This window comes from Acidithiobacillus albertensis, from assembly GCF_001931655.1.
GTDB classification, from domain to species: Bacteria; Pseudomonadota; Gammaproteobacteria; order Acidithiobacillales; family Acidithiobacillaceae; genus Acidithiobacillus; species Acidithiobacillus thiooxidans.
Map to the genome: position 1 here is coordinate 1,600,582 of NZ_MOAD01000001.1, position 20,365 is coordinate 1,620,946.

The window sequence follows — 20,365 nt, forward strand, 5'->3', positions numbered from 1 at the left end:
TCACGCAACTGAGCTTTCCTCCTTCACAGCAGACATCCGCGCAAATACTGTTTCCGGTTGAGAAGCTATTTCCAGCAACTGCGCATCAATATCGACAAGCAATTGTTCTGCACTGATTTCATTCAACAATCCTTCTCTCTGTGCTTGATTTATTTTTTCCTTACGGGCAAGGAGAATGCGACGATACAAGCGCACAAAATCGCCTTGCATAATGTTGTTGTCCGGTTTGTCCAGTTGCCGTAATTGTTCTGTAGCCTCTTTCTGCTCTTCTTCAAGGGCGACTTTCAATACATTCAGAGCGCGCTGATCCCGAAGCCCCTCCTCTCCCAGCTTTTTGAGTTCAAGCAGATCAGACTTTGCTAAAAAAATCCGTAGGCGCTGTATTTCCGTATTTTGATCTGCCCCGCTTTTACCCAGCACCTTCAACATTCTGGCCAAGGGAGAAATACTTAATCCCTGCACGAGGATTGTTAATAATACCACTCCAAACACCAGATTAATGAGCAATTCCCGGTGTGGAAGGCCAGCAGGCAGACTGAGCGCCAAAACCATAGAAAGGGCTCCACGAATCCCTCCCCACATCAGTACAAAATTCCAATTCAGAGGGATTTTTGCGCGGGTCCGGCTCAACAACGCGCCCATACCATAGACCACGGCGGCCCGGGCAATGGTTACAGCGACATAGGCTGCCAGCACAAGCGCCCAGATATGCATTAAATCCAGCAGATTAATGGTCAAACCGACCAGCAGGAAAATCAGGGAATTTAGCGCAAAACCTATATATTCCCAGAAGGTATTGACAGCCATCCGGACAGATGCCGTCATGCCTTTTTGCGCCCCGTAGTTCCCACATATCAGTCCCGCGACGACTGTGGCAATCACACCCGAGTAACCCAACTGCGTTGCCAGCAGAAAGCTGCCATAAGCGGCCAAAATAGTGATGGTGATTTCGACCATTCCATCGCCAATACGCTTGATGATTTCCGAGCTGAGCCAGCCGACGATCAAACCCAGCAGCGCCCCTCCGCCAACTTCACTGACAAAATCAATGCCCAGATGGGTGATGGAGATGGATTTTCCCTCGGCAAGGGTCAGAAACAGACTAAAAAAAACTATGGCGGTTCCATCATTGAGAAGACTTTCGCTTTCAATCATGAAGGTCAGCCGTTCTGGTGCCATCAACTTGCGGAAAATGGCCACTACGGAAATTGGATCCGTAGCGGCTACAGCCGCACCGAACACCAAGGCTACGGCCAGAGGGATGACAGCACCGGAAAGGTGCGGCAAGTATTCAGAAGCCCAAAGAAATACATAGGCAGTAACCACCATAGACAGGAACACACCGGGTACAGCCAAACCAAAAATGGCCAGACGATCCCGCCACATCGCACTGGCAGAAAGATGATAGGCTGACTCAAAAATCAAACCGGGCAAAAAAAGGTTGAAAACGAGGTCATGGGTAAGTACCGGGGTATGAAAAAGATGCAACGCACCCAACGCCAGGCCGCCAAGCACCAGGGCCACGGTATAAGGTAAATGTAAACGGTTGGCAATCACCGAAAGAAATGAGGCAACCACGAACAGTAACAAAACGGCAGTTTCTGGAATCATGGTTCTCCACGCACTGAGTGTTTTTTGGCGACTATTATCCTGAATCAGTGTAACTGGTCTCAGTTACCCAAGCCAGACACAGCGCAGGACTGTTCATAGCCCTTCATGTCATACCCATAGTGCAGATCATTGAGGGGGGCCAAAAGAAACGATAAATACAGGCTTAAAACTAAAAACTACGGTTGACCTGGGGACTTTTCAGCAACTTTAGGCTGCACGTCGTATTGTCTGGTTTGGTCTCAGGCCGCAGACCATGATACAAATCAGTTGATAGCCTGGAACATCCGGGTATTCCGCAAAGGAGTGATGAACATTGGCCCCACGCAAACCCGCCCCTTCCAGGAAAAAAACCTGGATTCTGGTGGTCATTATCGCGCTGATAAGCACAGCCATTGTCATTGGCATTGCCCTCAATATTCCGCTATCCACGCAAGCCGTCAGTCCAACTCCTGAAAAACCGGTACCCGAAAAAACAAATATCCCCAGGCCGATGAAAAAAACTCTGGACTTGGGTTCTTTCGGGGTGATGGTGCGCAGTGCTGATGGTTCTGAAAAAGCATTGACTATTCATCCTGTTGCCATTCTTCACGGGCACGGACCCTGGCAGCCTCTACATGACGCCCAAAACCATTTTGAGAGCCTGATTGCCAATCCCTTCATGGCCTTTCCAGACTTAAATCAGGTTTCACATTCACCGACGGTACAGAAAGATCTGAGTCGTGAGATGATGGACAACATCGCCCCAACCCTGGCAAGACTGGAACCAGGCTGGACTATTGAACACATAGAGCTGCATCCCGCCCTTCAGGAGCCACCGCCATGAACTGTAAGAGCAATAGAATGGAGCAGATATTGTGAAATATCTCGGACGACTGAATCCTCAGGATCCACTTTTTGCCTATTTACGCGATGATGTTTATCCGCAAATACTGCCAAATGATCAGGTCCGCAATTTTCGGGTATTTCAGTTTCCTGCTTCCAATGAGGTATTTCTGTATGAAGAAACTCATTCTCAGCAAAAGGTGATCGGGAAATTTTTTCAGCGTCCGGGTAAAGATCCCCAAAACGCCTGGGAAAGAGCCTGGAATGAATGGCAAAATCTGCATTATTTGCGCAACATCGGTCTTAATCATAAGCATTTTCATATTCCTCAGGCTTTTGGCATCGCCCGCCACATGAATAGTCTGGTCGTGGAAGAATATTGTCCCGGTCAATCATTATCGAGTGTTATGAGTCAGAGTCTTGCTGAACACCATGAAGATTTGCTTTATGCCCGTCTCACTGATCTCGCCTGGTTTCTGGCCAAGTTACATAACCACACGGCCGGCGCTGAGACAGTTCACTTTCATACCCAGTTTCCCTACTTTGATAAAATCGTGGCGCGTCTGCAGCGTCGCCACCGCATTAGCGAAACACAAATGCGCGAAGTTTATGGATTTCGCGATCAGTGGCAGAAGTCTCCCTGTATGTGGAGCGATCAGGCGGTTCTGATTCATGGCGATGCCACTCCATCCAATTTTTTGTTTGCGCACCCCAGAACCATTATTGCCATTGATTTCGAGCGCATGAAGCGCGCTGACCGCGTCTACGACCTGGGCATGATTGCCGGTGAAATCAAACACCATTTCCTGCGCAACAACCATCATGGTGAGCAGGCCGAGCCCTTCATCGGTCATTTTCTCTGGGAATACAGCACCCATTTCCCCGACCGACAGGCGGCATTTGCAGCCATCACCCGGAGAATTCCCTTTTACATGGGCATGACTTTGTTACGCATCGCCCGTAATTCCTGGTTGGACTGGCGTTACAGTCAAATTCTGGTTCATGCTGCACTCTCTGTTCTAAGGAGGTAATCTCATGTCTATTCGCGCTGTCTGTTTTGACTTGTATGGCACATTGATCAACATAGAAACCAATGAAGACATGGAGGAAATTTATCGAGGAATTTCTCATTATCTGACGTATCACCGGGTTTTCATGAATCGTCGGGAAGTGCGCGAACGCTATTTCGCCGTCATGAAAGAACGCAAACGCCAATCCACCGAACGCTATCCGGAAATTGATGTAGAAGCCATCTGGCATACCATTCTTATTCAGGAAAACAGCAAGCCACTGAATGGCAGGGAAAAATTGGCCAAGGAACTGGCGCGGCTGCATCGTGGCATTTCCAGAACCCGCCTGGAACGTTATGAAGGCGTCAAAAGAACGCTCAAAAGCTTGCAGGAACAGTACCAGCTTGCCCTCATTTCCGATGCCCAACGCTGTTTTGCTCTGCCCGAAATGCGCGCATTGAATATCAAAAAGTATTTCGACATTCGCATCATTTCCGGTGATTACGGATATCGCAAGCCTGATTCCCGATTATTTCAAATGGCTGCCGAACAACTCGAAGTAGCGCCACATCAGGCCATTTATGTGGGTAACGACATGTTTCGGGATATTTATGGCGCGCAGCAGGCCGGGATGAAAACCATTTTTGTAGATTCCAACCAGGGGGCCAAATCCTACAACGATATTCAGCCGGATTATTTCGCCCACGACTTTTATCAGGTACTGGATGGCGTGGCTTTTCTGGCGCAAAAACATGCAGACAACTGACCCTAAAAACGGCAGTTGCCGTTTTAGGCTGAAGCATTAAGCTGAACGGCGACGCATGAGGATACCCAGAGCAAAGCCCAATCCTGCCAGAATAATAGTCAGAACAATGCCGTAGACCCAGCTGTTCTCTCTGGCAAAACGGGCAATCCACGCTTGAAAACCGACCTGGCGGACATCAATCTGCTGCTTGCGGACTGCAACCACCTGTTGCTGCCGGACCAAATAAGTCAGCAATTGATAATGACCCAGAGGCAATGACGCCGGCAGCCTGATTTTCGCCGAAAATAACCCCTGCTTCAGAGTGACCCCAGCGGGATCCACCACGTAATTGCGGTAGCGAATTTTCTCATCCAGAAAGGCTTTTTGCCAGGTATCCAAATGATCGGGTTCGGGATCAAAACGGGCTTTATCTACCAGCGAAGACAGGGTTAATCCCAGTTTCTGCAGGGTATAATCAGGCAGAATGTGCCTGACCGGGGCCGAAGAAAGCCGCTGCCAGATACCCGGAGCCCTGGTCACCGTTACCTTTGCACCATTCAGCCAGATTGGTCCGGTTCGGGTTTTTTGCTGCATGGCTTCAGTGCTGTCGGGCGAACGCAGTATGACAATGACCTGCCCCGGACCCGTGATGGCACCATACACCAGCAGATTTTCCCCGACAAAATGGCTGGTCACGTTCACCTTATCCGTACTGGTAGCCACCACCAGGGGCGTAGACGCTTCGGCCAGCATGGCAGCACCCATAGTCAGCAGCATGAGCATCAGGCGCAGATAAAGCATCTAAACAACCCGCGCCATGCTGAAAATGTGTTCGGGCGCAATAAATAATCCCAACCCCATCTTGATAGCCACTCCCACGACCACCAGGGCCAGCACCAGACGCAGCTGTTCCCCCTTCATATGCGCTCCGGCCCGCGCCCCGAATTGCGTGCCGAAAATAGAACCTAAAACCAAAGCCAGAGCCAGATAAGGGTCTACGGCATGATTCATTCCCGCCTGCAAAATACCTACTTCAGCCGTGGTAAACAGCAATTGAAACAATGAGGTACCTACTACCACCTTGGTGGGCATTTTCAATACATAAAGCATGATGGGCACCATCACAAAACCACCTCCAACCCCCATCAGCGCGGTAAGCAAGCCCACGCCAAAACCCAGTAAAACCGGGGTCAGAAAGGAAAGACGCAGTCCTGAAACCGGAAAATCCATTTGTCCCGGAAGGCGCTGCAGAATGGACTGATTTTTTGTCCGGTTTTTTTGGGATGCATGCCCATGCCGACCACGCAAAGCCAGCAGCGATTCAATCAACATGGAAGTACCGATGACACCCAGCAAAATGACATATAGAAAAGTCACCACCAGACCGAAGTGGCCACCCGCCTCCAGAATCCGGGCAATGTGTACACCGATCAGCCCCCCCGTCCAGCTTCCTGCCAACAGGACAAAAGCCATGCGCATATCGACATTACCCATGCGCCAGTGTGCATAACTGCCAATGGCCGACCCACCGACAATCTGGGCCGCCCCGGTACCCACGGCAACCAGCGGCGGGACCCCGATAAAAATCAGCAGAGGCGTAATCAAAATACCTCCACCCACTCCGGTCAATCCTGACAGGAAACCCACCGCCAAACCAAAGCTGATAATCAGCCAGATATTCACGTCCATATGCGCGATAGGCAGGAACAATTCCACTCAGCGATCTCCCTGCGACGGATCGGAACAAAACACCGCAGAACACAGTTGATCGATGTTCGTATCAGGCGGCACCAGCAATACCGGAACCGCCAATGCCAGACTCAGTTTTGCACCGAGTCCCCCCAGAAGATGGGGTAACCCTCGCGGTTTACTTTCCGTGCCAAAACCACGCTGCCCTACCACCACCATGATTGTTTCCGGAAGACTCTGGACCAGATGCGGAATTTCCTGTTCGGGATCCCCTTCCAGCAGAAAATATTCTGGCAGCCCAATATCACAATGTTCTTCGATACGTTCGGCAACAGCGCGCAGATTACTCTCCGCCTCAAGACGGGCTTCTGCCAGTAGTCGATCCGTCAGGTCACGGGAAAACAGTCCCCCGCCAAAACCCAGTGGATCCTTGGTCACATGCAGGGAAGTCACCAGCCCGAGACGTGCTCCAAGAAGACGTGAAAACCGCGCCGCCACAGCAGCCGCCAGCAAGGCATTTTGTGATCCATCAATAGCCGTCAACAGGACTGGATCTGACATAAACAACCTACAATGTTGAGAGATTTCATCAATATTAGAGGATGGCCCTATGCCTGTCGAGGCGGCAAGCTCAATGCGTAAAGTCCATGGCCCCGGCAGAACAGTCTATAAGTACTCTTGATTCTCGATGAAGCAGGCCCCACTTCCAGTCTGTCTATTGAAATGATAGCTGCTCAGGCTACTTGTCTATACGAAGGAGAGATAATGACCACCAACAAGGAAACTCTACAATTTCAGACTGAAATCAATCAGCTGATGCATCTGATGATTCATTCTCTGTATTCAAACAAAGAGATTTTTCTGCGTGAACTGATTTCCAACGCCTCTGATGCCTGTGACAAACTGCGCTTTGAAGCCTTGGCGGATCCCAGTCTGGTTGCGGGAGACAGCGAACTGAAAGTGGAGGTAGATTTTGATGCCGAACAAGGCACCTTAACTGTCCGCGACAATGGCATCGGGATGAACCGCGACGAGGTCATTGCCAATATTGGAACCATTGCCAAGTCGGGAACCAAAGAATTTTTTGAGAGACTGAGTGGCGATCAAAGCAAGGATGCCAAACTGATTGGTCAATTTGGCGTCGGTTTTTATTCTGCCTTTATTGTCGCCGACCGCGTAACACTGAGTACCCGTCGAGCCGGCATGGAAGTAGAACATGGTGTGCGCTGGGAGTCCGATGGGACAGGCGCCTACACCCTCGAAACCGTCGATTTGCCAGAGCGCGGTACGGAGATAGTGCTGCACATCCGCGAAGATGAACGCCAGGACCTGCTGAATCTCTGGCGCTTGCGCGGCATTATCAACAAATACTCAGACCATATTCCCCTACCCATTCTGATGCGTAAAGCGGGCGAAGATGGTAAGCCCGGCGATAGCTGGGAGACTGTCAATAAAGCCTCTGCACTTTGGCAACGTTCCAAGTCTGAAATCAGTGATGCGGAATACAAGGAATTTTATCAGTACGTCAGCCATGACTATGCTGATCCACTGGCCTGGGCGCATAACCGGGTGGAAGGTCGCCTCGAATATACTTCTCTGCTCTACATTCCCGGCAAGGCGCCTTTTGATCTTTGGGAACCCAATCAAACGCACGGCATCAAGCTTTACGTGCAGCGCGTTTTCATCATGGACGATACCGAACACCAGATTCTGCCCCGTTATTTGCGCTTTGTACGCGGCGTCATTGATTCCAGCGATCTCCCCCTGAATGTTTCCCGCGAAATTCTTCAGGGCAACCGGGTCATTGACCAGATGCGCTCGGGCTCCATCAAACGGGTACTGGGCCTTTTGGAAGAAATGGCTGAAAAAGAACCCGAAAAATATCAAAACTTCTGGAATGAGTTTGGACGGGCACTGAAAGAAGGTCCTGGTGAAGATTTTGCCAATCGCGAACAAATCGCGAAATTATTACGTTTTGCGAGCACCCATTCAGACACTGAAACCCAGAATGTTTCCCTGGCTGATTATATTGGCCGTATGCGCGAAGGTCAGGACAAAATATATTACATTACTGCGGATACTTTTATTGCTGCCAAAAACAGCCCGCAGCTGGAACTTCTGCGTAAAAAAGGTATTGAAGTATTACTGCTCAGTGACCGTGTGGATGAATGGTTGACCAGTCACCTGCATGAATTTGAAGGCAAGGCACTGAGTTCTGTAGCCAAAGGCACGCTTGATCTGGGTAGCATTGAAACCGAAGAAGAACGCAAATCTCAGGAAGAAATCGAAAAAACCGCAGAAGGTCTGGTGGAGCGTATCAAAAATGCGCTGGGTGATCGGGTTGAAGCGGTTCGGGTTTCCCACCGGCTGACCAGTTCTCCTGCTTGCATGGTCCTGGGCGAACGGGACATGGCCCTGTATATGCAGCAATTGTTGAAGCAGGCTGGACACGAAGTACCCAGTACCAAGCCCACCCTGGAAATCAACCCTACCCATCCTATGTTAACCCGCATAGAAAGTGAAAAAGATGCGTCACGCTTTGCGGAGTGGTCATCTCTGTTACTGGATCAGGCGATTTTGAGCGAGGGCGGACAACTGGAGGATCCTGCTGGTTTTGTGGCCCGTCTCAACCAGTTAATGCTCGCCCTGGCAGGCTGATAAACCCACTGACCCTTTTGTTCAACGGTCATGGCATCACCTTCTAACCCACAGAAGGTGATGCTTTTTTATTTGCCTATTTTCTTCAAAAGAAGACCCTTTTTTTAATTCACAAAAAACATCAGCGTTGAAATTATTTTTAAGATATCAAGTGTAATCATATGTAACCATGTTTCAATTTTTTACATTTATATTATTGATATCTTATATCGAGAGGTTTAGGGTTCAGTAACTCAATGAAGATACTGAATTATTCATTAACAAATTAGAATTTTCTAATTATTCAGCACGCCTCATGAGAGAATTTACAACGAGGTTGTTTCACATTTTCAACGCGCGAGGAGAAGTGATGAAATTCCGCAAGATAGTCATATTGTCAGCAGTCAGCATCATGATTTCCGGGACCGCCTGGGCGCAGACCAATCAGGTTCCCCAGGATCCCATTAACAATACCCTGGACCCCCAAAGTCCCTTTGCGACGCTATATTTACCGCAAAATGCGCCACAGGCCAATGATCAGGTCGGTCCTTCAGAGTGGACCCACGCCTATGGAAACCCTCAGCACAATGCCGGATTCCCTGTTGCGCACAACGCGCCCCGTTGGATTCGTGATGGCGTCCGCTGGAATTTCCCTGAAGCCCGGGCCTGGCCGCTCAATGATAACCATCCCTACGGCGAAAAAGTGGATGGCATCAAGGAAGCACTCCCGGTACAAACCCAGTTTTATGGAAATGCTCTGGGCGTTTCGGTGGTCAAAGGGGTCGTGTATGCGGAAAGCGATGATATGTTCGCTTACGCCGTCAATGCTCAAACTGGCAGGCTGATCTGGCGGAGCAGCCCGGTAGCCAATACCCTCATGGGTAATCCTCTGGTCGTCGGCAAAAAGGTCTATCTATCAGCGGGTAGCGTGTCTTTCAATTTTGCCAATGTCATGGAGTACTCCAAGCATCCCAAGCAGGCCGGACGCGGCAAGGATATCAGCTATAACGGGATTTTCTGCCTGGATCGTAAAGATGGCAAGCTACTCTGGAGTTTCAAGACCCAGGGTGATGCCATGCCCACCCCGGCCTATGCAGACCACTCGCTTTTCATCAGCACCGGCGACGGTAATATTTACCGGATTCACTCTACGGACGGAAAGGCCATCTGGAAAACCCATGTAGGGGGCATAGCCAACATGTCCAGCCCCGTAGTCTGGAAAAACCATGTCTATGTCTCCATGTCCGTCATCCCCGGTCTTTATGCACTGAATATCAATAACGGCAAGGTGTTGTGGAAGGGTGAAATTCCCGGTGCCGTCAACACCGGCATGGGCGATGTATCCCCCGTTGTGGATAACGGTATTGTCGTCATGGACACCGTGGCCAACCCCAAAATGGTAGATGGCAAACCCACCATGGAAACCCTGGTTAGGGCTTTTAACGCCAATACCGGACAAGTTCTGTGGACAAACAATATGGGACGTGGCCCCAAGATTCCGGCCTTCAAGGGCGGGGTTCCCATGATTCATGATGGGATGGTTTATGTCGGTTCTCCTGTCACCTCGACCTATGAGGCCATGAATCTGCATACCGGTAAAGTGGCGTGGACCTGGCACGTACCCAATCCTGGTCCTGCCGGAGCAGGACGCGGTGCACCGACGTACTATGAAAATATGCTCTATATTTCTACCGGACCGGATATTTATGCCATTCAGCCTAAAACCGGTCAGATGGTTCACGAATATCATGTCGGAGGTCGCTTTGGCATCGTGAATCCCACCATTGTCGGGGGCACCATGTACCTGGGTAACTCGTGGGACTGGATCAACGCCGTACCGGTCAAGGACGTCAACCCGCAATTCAACGCCAACAAGGCTTAACAGGAGTCAAGAATGGCAACGACCATGAAATCTGCAGCAACCGATCAAGCCACGCAACATTCGTGGCGCATACTGGCCATTGGCATGCTCGCCGTGCGTTTTGTCCAGGGCTGGATTTACTGGGGTGGTGGCTCCCGCCGCTTCATTTATGGCCCCCAGAAAATCAATCCGGCCGGACACTGGATGGCCTATAAGTTTCAAACCGCCATGCCGGGAGCGATTCTTGGCCTGAATCATCTGATAGCCTTTTTACTGCACCACTTTGTCCTGTTGTATGCGGGAGTCATCATTTTCAGCGCGGTTGAACTCATTTCCGGATTGATGTTGTTATCCGGCTTCATGACCCGCCTCGCGGCTTTTTTAACCCTGGGTCTTTCTTTCTCGCTGATGCTGATGTTCGGATGGCAAGGGGCTACCTGTATTGATGAATGGACCATGGCGGCATCCAACTTCGGCATGGGCATCACCCTGCTCCTCGTTGGTGGTGGTGCATACTCCATTGACAACTGGATGATGAAACGCAATCCGGCCTTGGCCCAGAAAGGCTGGTTTCGCTGGCTGGGAGGCAGCTTACCCCTGCCCCTGTCTGACGGCGCTTTCAAAAAGCTGGCCCTGACCCTGTTCTGGATTGCGGTTATTTTCATTGTCGCCACCTATTCTTACTATCGTGGCTCAGTGATCACCCCCTTCCATGGCGATCCTACCGGCGTGAAGGCCCACCATGTCAAAATGAACGATGTGCGGGTTCTGCCCGATGGTCGCGTGGATGTGCATATGTATATTGATGCAGGAACGGCTTCCGTACCGGCGCATATTATTGCCATCCGTCTGCTGGATTATAATGGCAAAGTTGTGGAGTCCTGGGATGGCAAGCAGCTTTCCCACCTGAACCCCAAAGACATTCACAATGATTTTGCCTACCAGCAAATTGCTCCAGATAAAATTCTGGGCCTGAAGGCAGGTCTGGGTGCAGAAGCCATGTTGCATCTGCCGGTCAGCAGTACGGGCTTTATCAATACCAGTTCCGGTCCTTACCAGTTGCAAGTACTGAACATCAATGGTCAGAAAGCGGAAGTAAGCGCACAAATCGCCGCTCATTAAAGGCATTTGACGCGAACCGTTCGGCGGGAGACGATGCTGTTTGTTTCTCCCCGAACGGATTTTTGTATGCAACGCTGTGCATGGGTACCTCTCGACAAAGCAGATTATGTGCAATATCACGATCTGGAATGGGGTGTTCCCGTCCATGATGACCGGCAACTTTTTGAAATGCTCATTCTGGAAGGCAGCCAGGCCGGGCTGAATTGGTACACAATCCTCAAAAAGCGGGCAGCGTATCGTCAGGCTTTTCACCACTTTGACCCTGAAGCGGTGGCCAGGATGCCGGACACAGAGCTGGAAACGCTTTTAAACAACCCGGAAATTATCCGCAATCGCCTGAAAGTCTATGCAGCACGCGATAACGCTCGTATTTTCCTCACCATTCAAAAAGAATTCGACTCTTTTGATGCGTACGTCTGGCGATTTGTCGATGGTCAACCCCTGATCAACCGTCCCGGCAGTATGCTTGAAGTACCCGTCCGTAACGAAATATCGGATGACCTATCCAAAGATCTCAAAAAACGCGGTATGCGTTTCGTCGGTCCGACCATCATGTATGCCTATATGCAAGCTGTCGGCATGGTCAATGATCACAGCACCGACTGCTTCAAAAGTTTGTAGTCCATAATCCTAAAAACAGCAGTTACCGTGGGTGCTTTTTGCTCCGTTGTTCCTCGCCTGTTGTTCTTGGCGTCATCAGAAAGGCTTGCATTTTCCTTTTTATCGGGTTACTGTATTTATATACAGTAACCGTAAGGAGGCTTATCATGATTACGCATCATTCTACTCTGCAGCTCTGGACTAAAACCATGGGAATCATTGTCTTCGGGGCATTCATCGGAGTCTGGCTCGGCCATCAGGATAAGCACTATCAGCCCGGCCCAAGCTCAGTTATGGAAACTGTCGCAGTCCAGCAAGTGCAGTATCTACCGGCCAGCACACAAGATCCCGTCACGCCCCAAGATCAGCGTCCACAAATATGAGATCGTGATAAACTGCTGCGCGACTACCATCCACCATTTGCAGAGGAAAACTTTGGAACTTGATCACAAGGCCCGTGAGGCCATTGAAGACATCATCAACCGCCGGGAAGGCATTAATTCCATTCAGGCACAGTTGAAAGAAGACATGAAGGCCATTGCCGAATATCTGGCCGTCAAACCGGCTCAGGTGGCGCGTCTGATTAATCTGGTAGAACGGGAACGCGCCAAGGGAGATGTACTCGAAACCGAACGTGGCGTCATTGATGCCGCTGAATCCATGGTTCCGGTAACCGCTTCTGCCCAAGAGCCTGCACCCATTTAAGGCAGCCGGGGAACTTCTGGCAGATTGTCGGCGTCATACTGGTTGATCCTGAATAATAGTGAACCAGAGATGCCGCCGCTTACCATTCGTACTTACAAAACCACGTTATCTTCATTTCTTTTTATTTCTGCGCTGATGACCTTGTCTTTGTCCGGTTGCGCCAGCACACCTAATAAAAAGGGCGAGCACATACACGTAGCACCCGTTGCGCAAATGTTCAGACCGGCCCAGGAAGCTCTGCATCGGGGCGATTACGATCGAGCCATCCGGCAATTTGAAAATTTGCAGACAGAATATCCCTACGGCCCCTATTCAGAGCAGTCCCAACTGGATACTGCCTACGCTTATTACCGGTCTGGCGATTCCAAAGCGGCAGCGGCAGCAGCCTCGGCTTTTATCAAGGCACATCCCGCAAATCCACATGTTGTTTATGCTTATTATCTGAAGGCTCTTGCCGAATATGAAGGCATTGAGGGTCCGGAATATACTCCTACTCCCGACTATGAAGCATTAAACACGTTCACCTATCTGGCCAAAACCTTTCCCAAGACACCATACGCAATCAGTGCCCGACTGCACATTGCCAAAATTATCGACATTCTCGGCCAGCGTAATCTGAATATCTGCAAGTTTTATTATATTCGCGATGCTTATGTGGCTTCCGCCAATCGCTGCAGCAGGGTCATCACTGATTATCAACTCAGCCCGGCTCGTCAAGAAGCGCTCTATTATTTAACTAAATCCTACCTGCATTTGGATTTGAACCAGCAAGCACGGACCACAGCGGCCATATTACATGCCAACTATCCCCAGGGACGATTCACCAAAAGGCTGCGCTCACTTTGGGAACAGGCACCCAAAGCCAGTAAAGTCTCTGCAGGATAAATCTCTGTGCTGTCCAACTTAACCGATTTCTATCAGGACAGCGCCCAGCAAAATAATCACAGCACCTGCAATTCTGCGCATTCCGGGCTGTTCGGCAAGAAACCACCAAGCAAAAATCAATCCGAAAAGCAGACTGGTTTCGCGCAGGGCGGCCACTGCACTGATAGGTGCTTGCGTCATTGCCCACAAAGCCAGGGTATAAGCGGCTACCGAAAAAACCGCTCCTCCTGCACCTTTTAACCATGCTGCAAGAGCATCATGGCTCTGCCAGAGCGCTCTTACTTTACCGCGTAACAAAATCAACGCGGCGGGTATTGCCGGCAACACAAAAGTCCAGAGAGCATAAGCAACGGGTGAATGCGACAAACGTACCCCAAAGCCATCATTGATCGTATACAAAGCAATTACCAGCGCATTTAAGACAGCAAAGCCTATGGCATGCCATTCGCCGCTTTTGCCATTACGGCGCGCGAGTAAAAGTACACCGCCACTGATAAGCATCAGGCCAACCCAAGCAAGTTGGTCCATGTAGCGGCCAAATATGAAAACAGCGATGATAGCCACTAACGCCGGTGCCATACCACGCATTACTGGATAAGTCAGGCTGACCTCACCTAACAGGTAGGTCTCGGCTACCAGATTAAAATACAAAACATGCAAAAGCATGGAAATACCCAAATGCCACCACGAAGCAGATGCTGGCGGCATCAGAAAAGGAAGCATCATCACGCCAATGCCACCCGCGCTCAAAAGGAGCATAGCTGTTGCCCTGCGGCGATCCGGACCACCACGAATCCCGACATTCCAGGCGGCATGCATGGCAGCACCACCGACTACCGCGACACTGGCCATTGCGGGGATCACATTAGCCAACCTGATTGCATCAGAGGAACTATTGATTCGATAAAATACGTTGGAAATATCATCGGTTTCGTTTTATGAATTCTGACGTTTTTTCAAAAGAATTTGCATATCTTCCAGAAACCAGGCACCGACAAATGCCGCCAGACTAAAACTGGCAGCTATCAAAAAATCCGTACGCAAGGTCTGAACAATCATGGCAGCGTGTTCAGCAGATGACGCAACGCCGGCCATTAATCCAGAAAAAACGGCACCAAATGCAGCCACTCCCAAGGTTCCGCCCATGGAGCGAAACAAGGTAACCGTCGAAGTAGCCACTCCGAGATTTTTATGCGGAATCGCCAATTGTGCGGACAACACCAATACCTGCATGGTCATGCCAAGACCAAGGCCCAACAACACCAAGGCAGCGTCGATATGCCACATCGGGGTCTGCTCACCGAGCCTGGAAAGCCAACCCAAAGAAACCGTGATCAGCAGCGCACCGATAATGGGAAATTCCCGATAACGCTGTTTATGGCTGATCCGCCGCCCGGCCATAATGGACATAGACAACATTCCGACCAAAAGATATAACAATTCGAGTCCCGACATGGTGGGTGAAAAATGGCGAACATCCTGGAGATAGATGGGTAAAAAACTGATGGAACCCAACATGGCCAGGCCCACAAAAAAAGACAGGATGACACTCAGGGTAAACGTCCTGAAGTTAAAAAAAGACAGTGGTAGCAATGGTTGAGGATGGTGTTTTTCAAAGATGAAAAATCCGGCGAAACTACCCAAGCCTATCGCCAAAATCAACCATAATTCGGGAGAATTCCAGGCCAATATCGGACCTGCCACGCTGGCAAATAAGACCAGCGCACTTAATCCCGTAATCAGCAAAGCGGTCCCCCAGACATCCATAATCCATTCAGCCGTACGTAGAGGTTTGGGAAAGGCGGTGCCAATAACCAGCAAAGCAAATATGCCAATGGGCACATTAATATAAAAAATCCAGCGCCAGCTCAACGTCTCCACAATAAACCCACCCAGAAAAGGGCCAATTAAAGTAGCCAAACCAAAAGCAGCACCGACCAGCCCCTGATAGCGGCCTCTTTGGGTTACCGGAATAAAATCCGAAATAGAGGCAATGGCGGTTACCAGCAAACCGCCACCACCAATACCCTGTAGGGCACGAAACAGGATGAGCTCATCAATATTTTGAGCCAATCCCGAAAGGGCTGACCCAGCCAGAAATAATAATACAGCGGATTGCAGCAAATATTTGCGGCCCAGCAAGTCACCGAGTTTGCCATACACCGGCAAACAGACCGTGGAGGTCAGCAGATAAGCCGTAACAATCCAGGGCAATTTAGCCAAGCCATTCAGGTCACGAGCAATAGTCGGCAAGGCGGTCGAAACAACAGTCTGATCCATCGCCGCGAGAAAAATGGAGGACAGAATAGCTACAAACATCAGCCACGCCGACCAATCCAGCTGAAAATTCTTTTCGTTATCGGTAGTGTCTGGTTTTATGTCCTGCATATCAGCTCGATTGCTCTGCGTCATCACGCTTCCACCCCTGCCACCAGGCCATCAACATGCCCATCAGCATCGGGCCCACAAAAATGCCCAAAATACCCAGCACCGAAAGCCCCCCAATAAGTCCCATAAAAATCAGCATGAAAGGCATTCTTGAACGACCACCGATGAGTAACGGTTTCAATAAATTATCTGCCAAGGTGGTAATAATGTTACCGGCAATAAATATCACCAAGGCCAGCAGCGGTTCAGATGCGGCCAACCAGACCCATAAGGTCACACCGGTAAATACTGCCGAAGCACCAAAGGGAATCACGGAAAACACCCCGGATACCGTCCCCCAGATCAAGGCATGCGGTACTCCGCAGGCGGCATATAAGGCCCAAAACAACAGGGCTTCAAACAAACCGGTAATCACGACACTCCAGAAAGTGCCTCGCAAAATATCGAGACCACGGGAAACGACTTTCCACACTTCAGCACCAGCCAGTCCGGTCACCCGTTCGGCCAGTCCCTGAGCCAACGTTTCGCCATGCAACAGAAAGAAAAACAGGAGCAGCAACGCCAGACTGGCATTAAAAGCCGTATCTTCGGCACCCCCAAGAACATTCAGCACCATTTGCCCATGCGCCAGCAACGCATCCGAGCCACTAAGAACCTGCAATCCCGTAAAATGCGGGGCCAAAAGGACACTTTTTGCACTGATTCCTGGTAAAAATGCGCCAAGCCAACCCGTAGCAACGCGCCACAAATGCCGCAACGGATCCAGTAAAATCAGCGGCAAATGCTGACTCATCCAGGCGGGTAAAGCCCAGTGCGATAGTTCTTCCCCAGAAATCCATGGCCCGAGCAAATGCAGACCGCGCAGCATTTCTAAAATCACAAAGGCCAGCGGCAAAAGAATCAAACTGGTCGCAGTCAGTGCAAAAAACAATGCGCCCAAAGGTCGCCATCGCCCCGGTATGCGCGCCACAAAAGGCCAGAAAACCACAGAAAGCACCGCCGACCAGGCCAAGGCTGACCAAAAATCCTGCAATATCCAAATCAATGCAACAGCAATCAGTAAAATGGGTAACCAACGCTGCACGGATTGAGTACGATCCGTCAAAATGCTGCCCTCGTCTGAAATATCTTTTCCATTATGCCTGAAACTGCATTTTGGAGCGTCATAAAACCGCGCCGACATTGCGTGCGGCCGAGCGCCAGAAGGCAGAGGGAAAGTAACCGCATTGAACCGGGATATTGATGCCAGTGTCGCTCTGAAGTGTTTTCTGAAGCACACATCATTTTTTTGAGGATTTTCAAGGTTCGCAAAATGATTATTATTGACGACTCCGGAGGCGATGATATAGCATCAAAACATCATATCATCCAACACGACGAAGGACTGTCTCATGCGTACTACACTGGATATCGAAGACGATGTGCTTGAAGCCGCACGTGAACTGGCGCGGCGTGAGCATATCAGTGCAGGTGCAGCAGTATCCCGACTTTTGCGTGTCGCGTTTACCGGCCATTTCCCCATATCCACAACGCCGCCAGAGACCACTGTAGTGAATGGCTTCCGCCCCATTCCAGCTAATAACCGGCTCGTCACCGATAGTCTTATCGACCGGCTGCGCGATGAATCTGGCCTCTGATGCGCGCCCTGCTCGACGTCAATGTACTGATTGCTCTGCTCGACGCCGCCCACATCCACCACCGGGCTGCCCATCATTGGCTCGCACAGCAGAGTGATGGCTGGGCCACCTGCCCGATTACCGTCAACGGCTGCCTGCGCATCCTCTCACAACCCGGCTATCCTGGAGCTTTGCCTATTGCGGATATCGCCGGGCGGCTAACCGATGCCACCGATTCCCGGTCTCACGCTTTCTGGCCCGACAGTCTCGACTTACTCCACAACAATTCACTGGACTGGACTAAGGTAATCGGTCACCGCCAAATTACTGATGTCTATCTGCTCGCACTCGCGGTGGACCATGATGGATGTTTTGCAACCTTCGACCGGCGCATTCAGCATAAGGTTTTGCACTCCGCCCGTGAGGAACATCTCATCATGATTCCAGGCAGATGAACTGAAAGATGTTCACTTGGGCAAAATTTGGGCGCAGATTTGTGCATTTTGAAGATGCCATAGAAATTCAATCGAAGCGCGTATGCTGCGGGGCTTGGTTGCCCGCGATGCGCCTTAACTCTCCCTCTTGTACCTCATATTCGCCCAAATGCGCGCGCATCAGGCTTTTCCATAGCTTTCCGTGGTTGGGAACCGAGAAGTGGAGCAGCTCGTGAACAATCACGTAGTCCCACAGTTCGGGTTTCAAGCCGGGTAGTTCGTCGCTGAAATTCAAATGACCTGCGGTGGAACACGAGGCCCATTTGTTCCGCATCGGCCGCACACCCAACCAGACAATCTTGACGTCCAGCTTGTCGGCCCAGTGGCGGACGCGCTGCTTGAACTGGCCTTTGTGATCGATTGCCATCATTGCGCTAAATCCGATCCGCCTTTTCCAGCAGCGTAAACAGCTCATCCACCATCGCCGTCACCCGGTCCAGTTCCTCCGTTTCGGCGAAGAGGGCGAAGGTCACTTTTTTGCGGAGTTCGCGAAGGGCTTTTTCGCTGCGCTTCCAGTTCGGAAACTCGGTGAATGCGTGGCGAATCTTCCGGCTGACCGTCTCGGCGTTCTGAACCTTCGCGTCGAGCAGGCTGCGGTAGACAAAATAGGTCAGGCCATCGAAAGACTTCTCGGCCTGTTCCTTCTTCCGCGTTTCGTTGCCTTCCACTTCACGCAGCAATTCGGCCAGGGCCTCGGCCGTGCTGGTTTGGCGTTGCTCGAAGCTCTCCTGCACTGCCCTTGCACGTTCCGCCATGGCGATAAGGTAAGGGTCATCGCTGTTTTCCTCGGCCAGCTTTTCGATGCTTTTGATCAGGTTGATGACTTTGGTGCCATCCCCGCCCTGCTTGTTCTTGATCAGCTCGATGGTATTACCGTTGATCGCGACAATCTCGCCCAAACCGCCCACGCCATAACTGCCGACCTGATCCCGAACCAGGTGGTTGGTCTTGGCCTGAAACTCACGGTCAACCATCACGGTTCGGGTGTAGGCCTTGCGGACGACCTGATAAATCGCCGATAGCGTGCCATAGTCGGCAATGAACGGGCGCAGGAAGGCGTCGGGCGAGATGATCTCGTAGAGCATCTCGATTTCCTTGTATTCCTTGAAAAATTCCTTGCGTCGCTCGGGCTCGCGGAAGTGCTCGATCAGCGTGTCGACGTCCTTGTCGTTGAAGTTGCGCTCGATCAGGCCGAGGTACTTCGGCGCCTCGGCCTCCATCTTGTTCTTGAACAGCACCTTCAGCAGCTTCAGATCCTTGACGATGGCGTTGATCTCGTCGCTGTCGAAGGCCAGCGCCTTTTCGAGCTTGTCGAAAATGCCAACAAAATCCAGCACGAAGCCATGCGGCTTCACCATCTCCTGCGCCTCATTCTCGTAGGGGCGATTCACTCGCGCAATGGCTTGCAGAAGGGTATGGTCGCGCATCGGCTTGTCGAGATACATGGCGTAGAGCACTGGCGCATCGAAGCCGGTGAGCAGCTTTTCGGTGACGATGAGAATCTTTGGCATCTGGTCGAGCTTGCTGAAGCTCTTGCGGATCTGCCGCTCCCGTTTCGGGTCGAGGTGGAATTCCTTCAGCAGCTTGGAATCGTTGTTGCTGCCGGTATAAACGACCTCGGAATACTCGGGCGGCAGGCCCATTTCCTTAAACGCGGCGTCGAGGGCGTGTTTGTAATGCGCGCAGGCTTCGCGGTCCACGCCAACCAGGAAAGCCTTGTAGCCCAGCGGCTCGACGTTCTCGCGGTAGTGTTCCGCGACGAATTGCGCCACCTGCTGAATCCGCTCCTTGCCCTTGAGGAAGTTCTTCAGGTGCACCGCCCGTTCAAGAATCTTGTTCAGCTCCTCGATGTCGGCCACGCCCTCGGCTTCGGCCAGCGACAGGAACTCCTTGTCCAGCGTCTCATGCGGCACCAGCATTTCGTTGGGCGCGAGCTGGTAGTACAGCGGCAGCGTGGTGCCGTCCTCGATGCTGTCGGCGATGGAATACTTGTGCAGGTAGCCCTGGTCGTCCTCGCAGCCGAAGGTCTTGTGTTAAACAGCGTGCAAAAGTTGCCAGAATTGGGTGGAAAACAGCGTGTAAATTGACCACCTGATATCCTGCCGGATTTGCCGGGAGGAAACTGGAGTGATTTGCATGGAAACCATAGCCAAAGTGCGCCGTCTGTATCATCTGGACAA

At 51.0% G+C, this 20,365-nt stretch carries 21 protein-coding genes; 12 read left to right on the forward strand and 9 right to left on the reverse strand.

What is annotated here, in order from left to right; genetic code table 11:
• Positions 1-1,611, reverse strand: a complete 1,611-nt coding sequence (locus tag BLW97_RS08235) for a cation:proton antiporter (RefSeq protein WP_075322910.1) — start codon at positions 1,609-1,611, stop codon at positions 1-3.
• A 313-nt stretch (positions 1,612-1,924) separates the two neighbouring features.
• On the opposite strand from BLW97_RS08235, the gene BLW97_RS08240 reads away from it, so the two are divergent.
• From BLW97_RS08240 to BLW97_RS08250, 3 genes are read left to right on the forward strand one after another with little or no spacing between them, the layout of a single operon-like run.
• Positions 1,925-2,434, forward strand: a complete 510-nt coding sequence (locus BLW97_RS08240) for a hypothetical protein (RefSeq protein ID WP_075322911.1) — start codon at positions 1,925-1,927, stop codon at positions 2,432-2,434.
• A 31-nt stretch (positions 2,435-2,465) separates the two neighbouring features.
• Positions 2,466-3,464, forward strand: a complete 999-nt coding sequence (locus tag BLW97_RS08245) for an aminoglycoside phosphotransferase family protein (RefSeq protein ID WP_077218323.1) — start codon at positions 2,466-2,468, stop codon at positions 3,462-3,464.
• 4 nt (positions 3,465-3,468) lie between these two features.
• Positions 3,469-4,209, forward strand: coding sequence for an HAD family hydrolase (locus tag BLW97_RS08250; RefSeq protein ID WP_010638561.1), 741 nt, complete (start codon positions 3,469-3,471; stop codon positions 4,207-4,209).
• Between the two features lie 36 nt (positions 4,210-4,245).
• Here BLW97_RS08250 and BLW97_RS08255 read toward each other — a convergent pair whose 3' ends face one another.
• Genes BLW97_RS08255 through BLW97_RS08265 form a run of 3 tightly spaced genes read right to left on the reverse strand, consistent with a single transcriptional unit; the run spans position 4,246 to position 6,438 of the window.
• Positions 4,246-4,989: a TIGR02186 family protein gene (locus tag BLW97_RS08255; protein WP_207650576.1), complete on the reverse strand. Its 744-nt coding sequence runs from the start codon at positions 4,987-4,989 to the stop codon at positions 4,246-4,248.
• Complete coding sequence (locus BLW97_RS08260) at positions 4,990-5,904, reverse strand: sulfite exporter TauE/SafE family protein (protein ID WP_075322913.1); 915 nt, start codon at positions 5,902-5,904, stop codon at positions 4,990-4,992.
• Positions 5,905-6,438 (reverse strand): universal stress protein, encoded by a 534-nt coding sequence (locus tag BLW97_RS08265; RefSeq protein ID WP_075322914.1) that lies wholly within the window; start codon positions 6,436-6,438, stop codon positions 5,905-5,907. It lies immediately after the preceding gene.
• A gap of 204 nt (positions 6,439-6,642) precedes the next feature.
• Here BLW97_RS08265 and htpG point away from each other — a divergent pair, with 204 nt between their 5' ends.
• The 7 genes from htpG to BLW97_RS08300 all read left to right on the forward strand — a co-directional run bounded on the left by htpG (position 6,643) and on the right by BLW97_RS08300 (position 13,687).
• Complete coding sequence (gene htpG, locus BLW97_RS08270) at positions 6,643-8,535, forward strand: molecular chaperone HtpG (protein WP_075322915.1); 1,893 nt, start codon at positions 6,643-6,645, stop codon at positions 8,533-8,535.
• Between the two features lie 349 nt (positions 8,536-8,884).
• The gene (locus BLW97_RS08275; RefSeq protein ID WP_075322916.1) at positions 8,885-10,396 is read left to right on the forward strand and encodes an outer membrane protein assembly factor BamB family protein; all 1,512 of its coding nucleotides are present in this window, start codon (positions 8,885-8,887) and stop codon (positions 10,394-10,396) included.
• A 12-nt stretch (positions 10,397-10,408) separates the two neighbouring features.
• Entirely contained in the window at positions 10,409-11,497 is a 1,089-nt protein-coding gene (locus BLW97_RS08280; protein WP_024894934.1) for a TQO small subunit DoxD, read from the forward strand.
• A gap of 66 nt (positions 11,498-11,563) precedes the next feature.
• Positions 11,564-12,118 carry a DNA-3-methyladenine glycosylase I gene (locus BLW97_RS08285; RefSeq protein ID WP_031575215.1) on the forward strand — a complete coding sequence of 185 codons (555 nt, stop codon included), beginning with the start codon at positions 11,564-11,566 and terminating at the stop codon, positions 12,116-12,118.
• Positions 12,119-12,264: 146 nt separating this feature from the next.
• Positions 12,265-12,480 carry a hypothetical protein gene (locus tag BLW97_RS08290; RefSeq protein WP_075322917.1) on the forward strand — a complete coding sequence of 72 codons (216 nt, stop codon included), beginning with the start codon at positions 12,265-12,267 and terminating at the stop codon, positions 12,478-12,480.
• 52 nt (positions 12,481-12,532) lie between these two features.
• The gene (locus BLW97_RS08295) at positions 12,533-12,802 is read left to right on the forward strand and encodes a hypothetical protein (RefSeq protein ID WP_010638546.1); all 270 of its coding nucleotides are present in this window, start codon (positions 12,533-12,535) and stop codon (positions 12,800-12,802) included.
• Between the two features lie 69 nt (positions 12,803-12,871).
• Positions 12,872-13,687: an outer membrane protein assembly factor BamD gene (locus BLW97_RS08300; protein WP_075322918.1), complete on the forward strand. Its 816-nt coding sequence runs from the start codon at positions 12,872-12,874 to the stop codon at positions 13,685-13,687.
• 18 nt (positions 13,688-13,705) lie between these two features.
• Here BLW97_RS08300 and BLW97_RS08305 read toward each other — a convergent pair whose 3' ends face one another.
• The 3 genes from BLW97_RS08305 to BLW97_RS08315 form a co-directional block, all read right to left on the reverse strand.
• Complete coding sequence (locus BLW97_RS08305; protein ID WP_207650577.1) at positions 13,706-14,551, reverse strand: EamA family transporter; 846 nt, start codon at positions 14,549-14,551, stop codon at positions 13,706-13,708.
• 72 nt (positions 14,552-14,623) lie between these two features.
• The gene (locus tag BLW97_RS08310; RefSeq protein ID WP_075323629.1) at positions 14,624-16,075 is read right to left on the reverse strand and encodes an MDR family MFS transporter; all 1,452 of its coding nucleotides are present in this window, start codon (positions 16,073-16,075) and stop codon (positions 14,624-14,626) included.
• 1 nt (position 16,076) lies between these two features.
• The gene (locus BLW97_RS08315) at positions 16,077-17,180 is read right to left on the reverse strand and encodes an AI-2E family transporter (RefSeq protein ID WP_158025146.1); all 1,104 of its coding nucleotides are present in this window, start codon (positions 17,178-17,180) and stop codon (positions 16,077-16,079) included.
• Between the two features lie 286 nt (positions 17,181-17,466).
• Between BLW97_RS08315 and BLW97_RS08320 the strand changes: the two genes are divergently transcribed.
• Positions 17,467-17,712: a hypothetical protein gene (locus BLW97_RS08320; protein ID WP_031575201.1), complete on the forward strand. Its 246-nt coding sequence runs from the start codon at positions 17,467-17,469 to the stop codon at positions 17,710-17,712.
• Complete coding sequence (locus BLW97_RS08325; RefSeq protein WP_031575198.1) at positions 17,712-18,146, forward strand: TA system VapC family ribonuclease toxin; 435 nt, start codon at positions 17,712-17,714, stop codon at positions 18,144-18,146. Before BLW97_RS08320 ends, BLW97_RS08325 begins: the two co-directional genes overlap by 1 nt.
• Before the next feature lie 67 nt (positions 18,147-18,213).
• On the opposite strand, the gene BLW97_RS08330 is transcribed toward BLW97_RS08325, so the two are convergent.
• Entirely contained in the window at positions 18,214-18,555 is a 342-nt protein-coding gene (locus BLW97_RS08330) for a M48 metallopeptidase family protein (protein ID WP_075322921.1), read from the reverse strand.
• 4 nt (positions 18,556-18,559) lie between these two features.
• Positions 18,560-20,104: a type I restriction enzyme subunit R domain-containing protein gene (locus tag BLW97_RS08335; protein ID WP_242947772.1), complete on the reverse strand. Its 1,545-nt coding sequence runs from the start codon at positions 20,102-20,104 to the stop codon at positions 18,560-18,562.
• Positions 20,105-20,365 lie beyond the last annotated feature (261 nt).

Excerpts from the sequence above, each read along its gene's own strand:
- BLW97_RS08300 (WP_075322918.1), top strand. The coding sequence starts at position 12,872 with ATGCCGCCGCTTACCATTCGTACTTACAAAACCACGTTATCTTCATTT.
- BLW97_RS08325 (WP_031575198.1), top strand. The coding sequence starts at position 17,712 with ATGCGCGCCCTGCTCGACGTCAATGTACTGATTGCTCTGCTCGACGCC.
- BLW97_RS08335 (WP_242947772.1), bottom strand. The coding sequence starts at position 20,104 with ATGCTGGTGCCGCATGAGACGCTGGACAAGGAGTTCCTGTCGCTGGCC.
- BLW97_RS08320 (WP_031575201.1), top strand. The coding sequence starts at position 17,467 with ATGCGTACTACACTGGATATCGAAGACGATGTGCTTGAAGCCGCACGT.
- BLW97_RS08275 (WP_075322916.1), top strand. The coding sequence starts at position 8,885 with ATGAAATTCCGCAAGATAGTCATATTGTCAGCAGTCAGCATCATGATT.
- BLW97_RS08265 (WP_075322914.1), bottom strand. The coding sequence starts at position 6,438 with ATGTCAGATCCAGTCCTGTTGACGGCTATTGATGGATCACAAAATGCC.
- BLW97_RS08310 (WP_075323629.1), bottom strand. The coding sequence starts at position 16,075 with ATGCAGGACATAAAACCAGACACTACCGATAACGAAAAGAATTTTCAG.
- BLW97_RS08330 (WP_075322921.1), bottom strand. The coding sequence starts at position 18,555 with ATGATGGCAATCGATCACAAAGGCCAGTTCAAGCAGCGCGTCCGCCAC.
- htpG (WP_075322915.1), top strand. The coding sequence starts at position 6,643 with ATGACCACCAACAAGGAAACTCTACAATTTCAGACTGAAATCAATCAG.
- BLW97_RS08255 (WP_207650576.1), bottom strand. The coding sequence starts at position 4,989 with ATGCTTTATCTGCGCCTGATGCTCATGCTGCTGACTATGGGTGCTGCC.
- BLW97_RS08250 (WP_010638561.1), top strand. The coding sequence starts at position 3,469 with ATGTCTATTCGCGCTGTCTGTTTTGACTTGTATGGCACATTGATCAAC.
- BLW97_RS08285 (WP_031575215.1), top strand. The coding sequence starts at position 11,564 with ATGCAACGCTGTGCATGGGTACCTCTCGACAAAGCAGATTATGTGCAA.
- BLW97_RS08235 (WP_075322910.1), bottom strand. The coding sequence starts at position 1,611 with ATGATTCCAGAAACTGCCGTTTTGTTACTGTTCGTGGTTGCCTCATTT.
- BLW97_RS08280 (WP_024894934.1), top strand. The coding sequence starts at position 10,409 with ATGGCAACGACCATGAAATCTGCAGCAACCGATCAAGCCACGCAACAT.
- BLW97_RS08290 (WP_075322917.1), top strand. The coding sequence starts at position 12,265 with ATGATTACGCATCATTCTACTCTGCAGCTCTGGACTAAAACCATGGGA.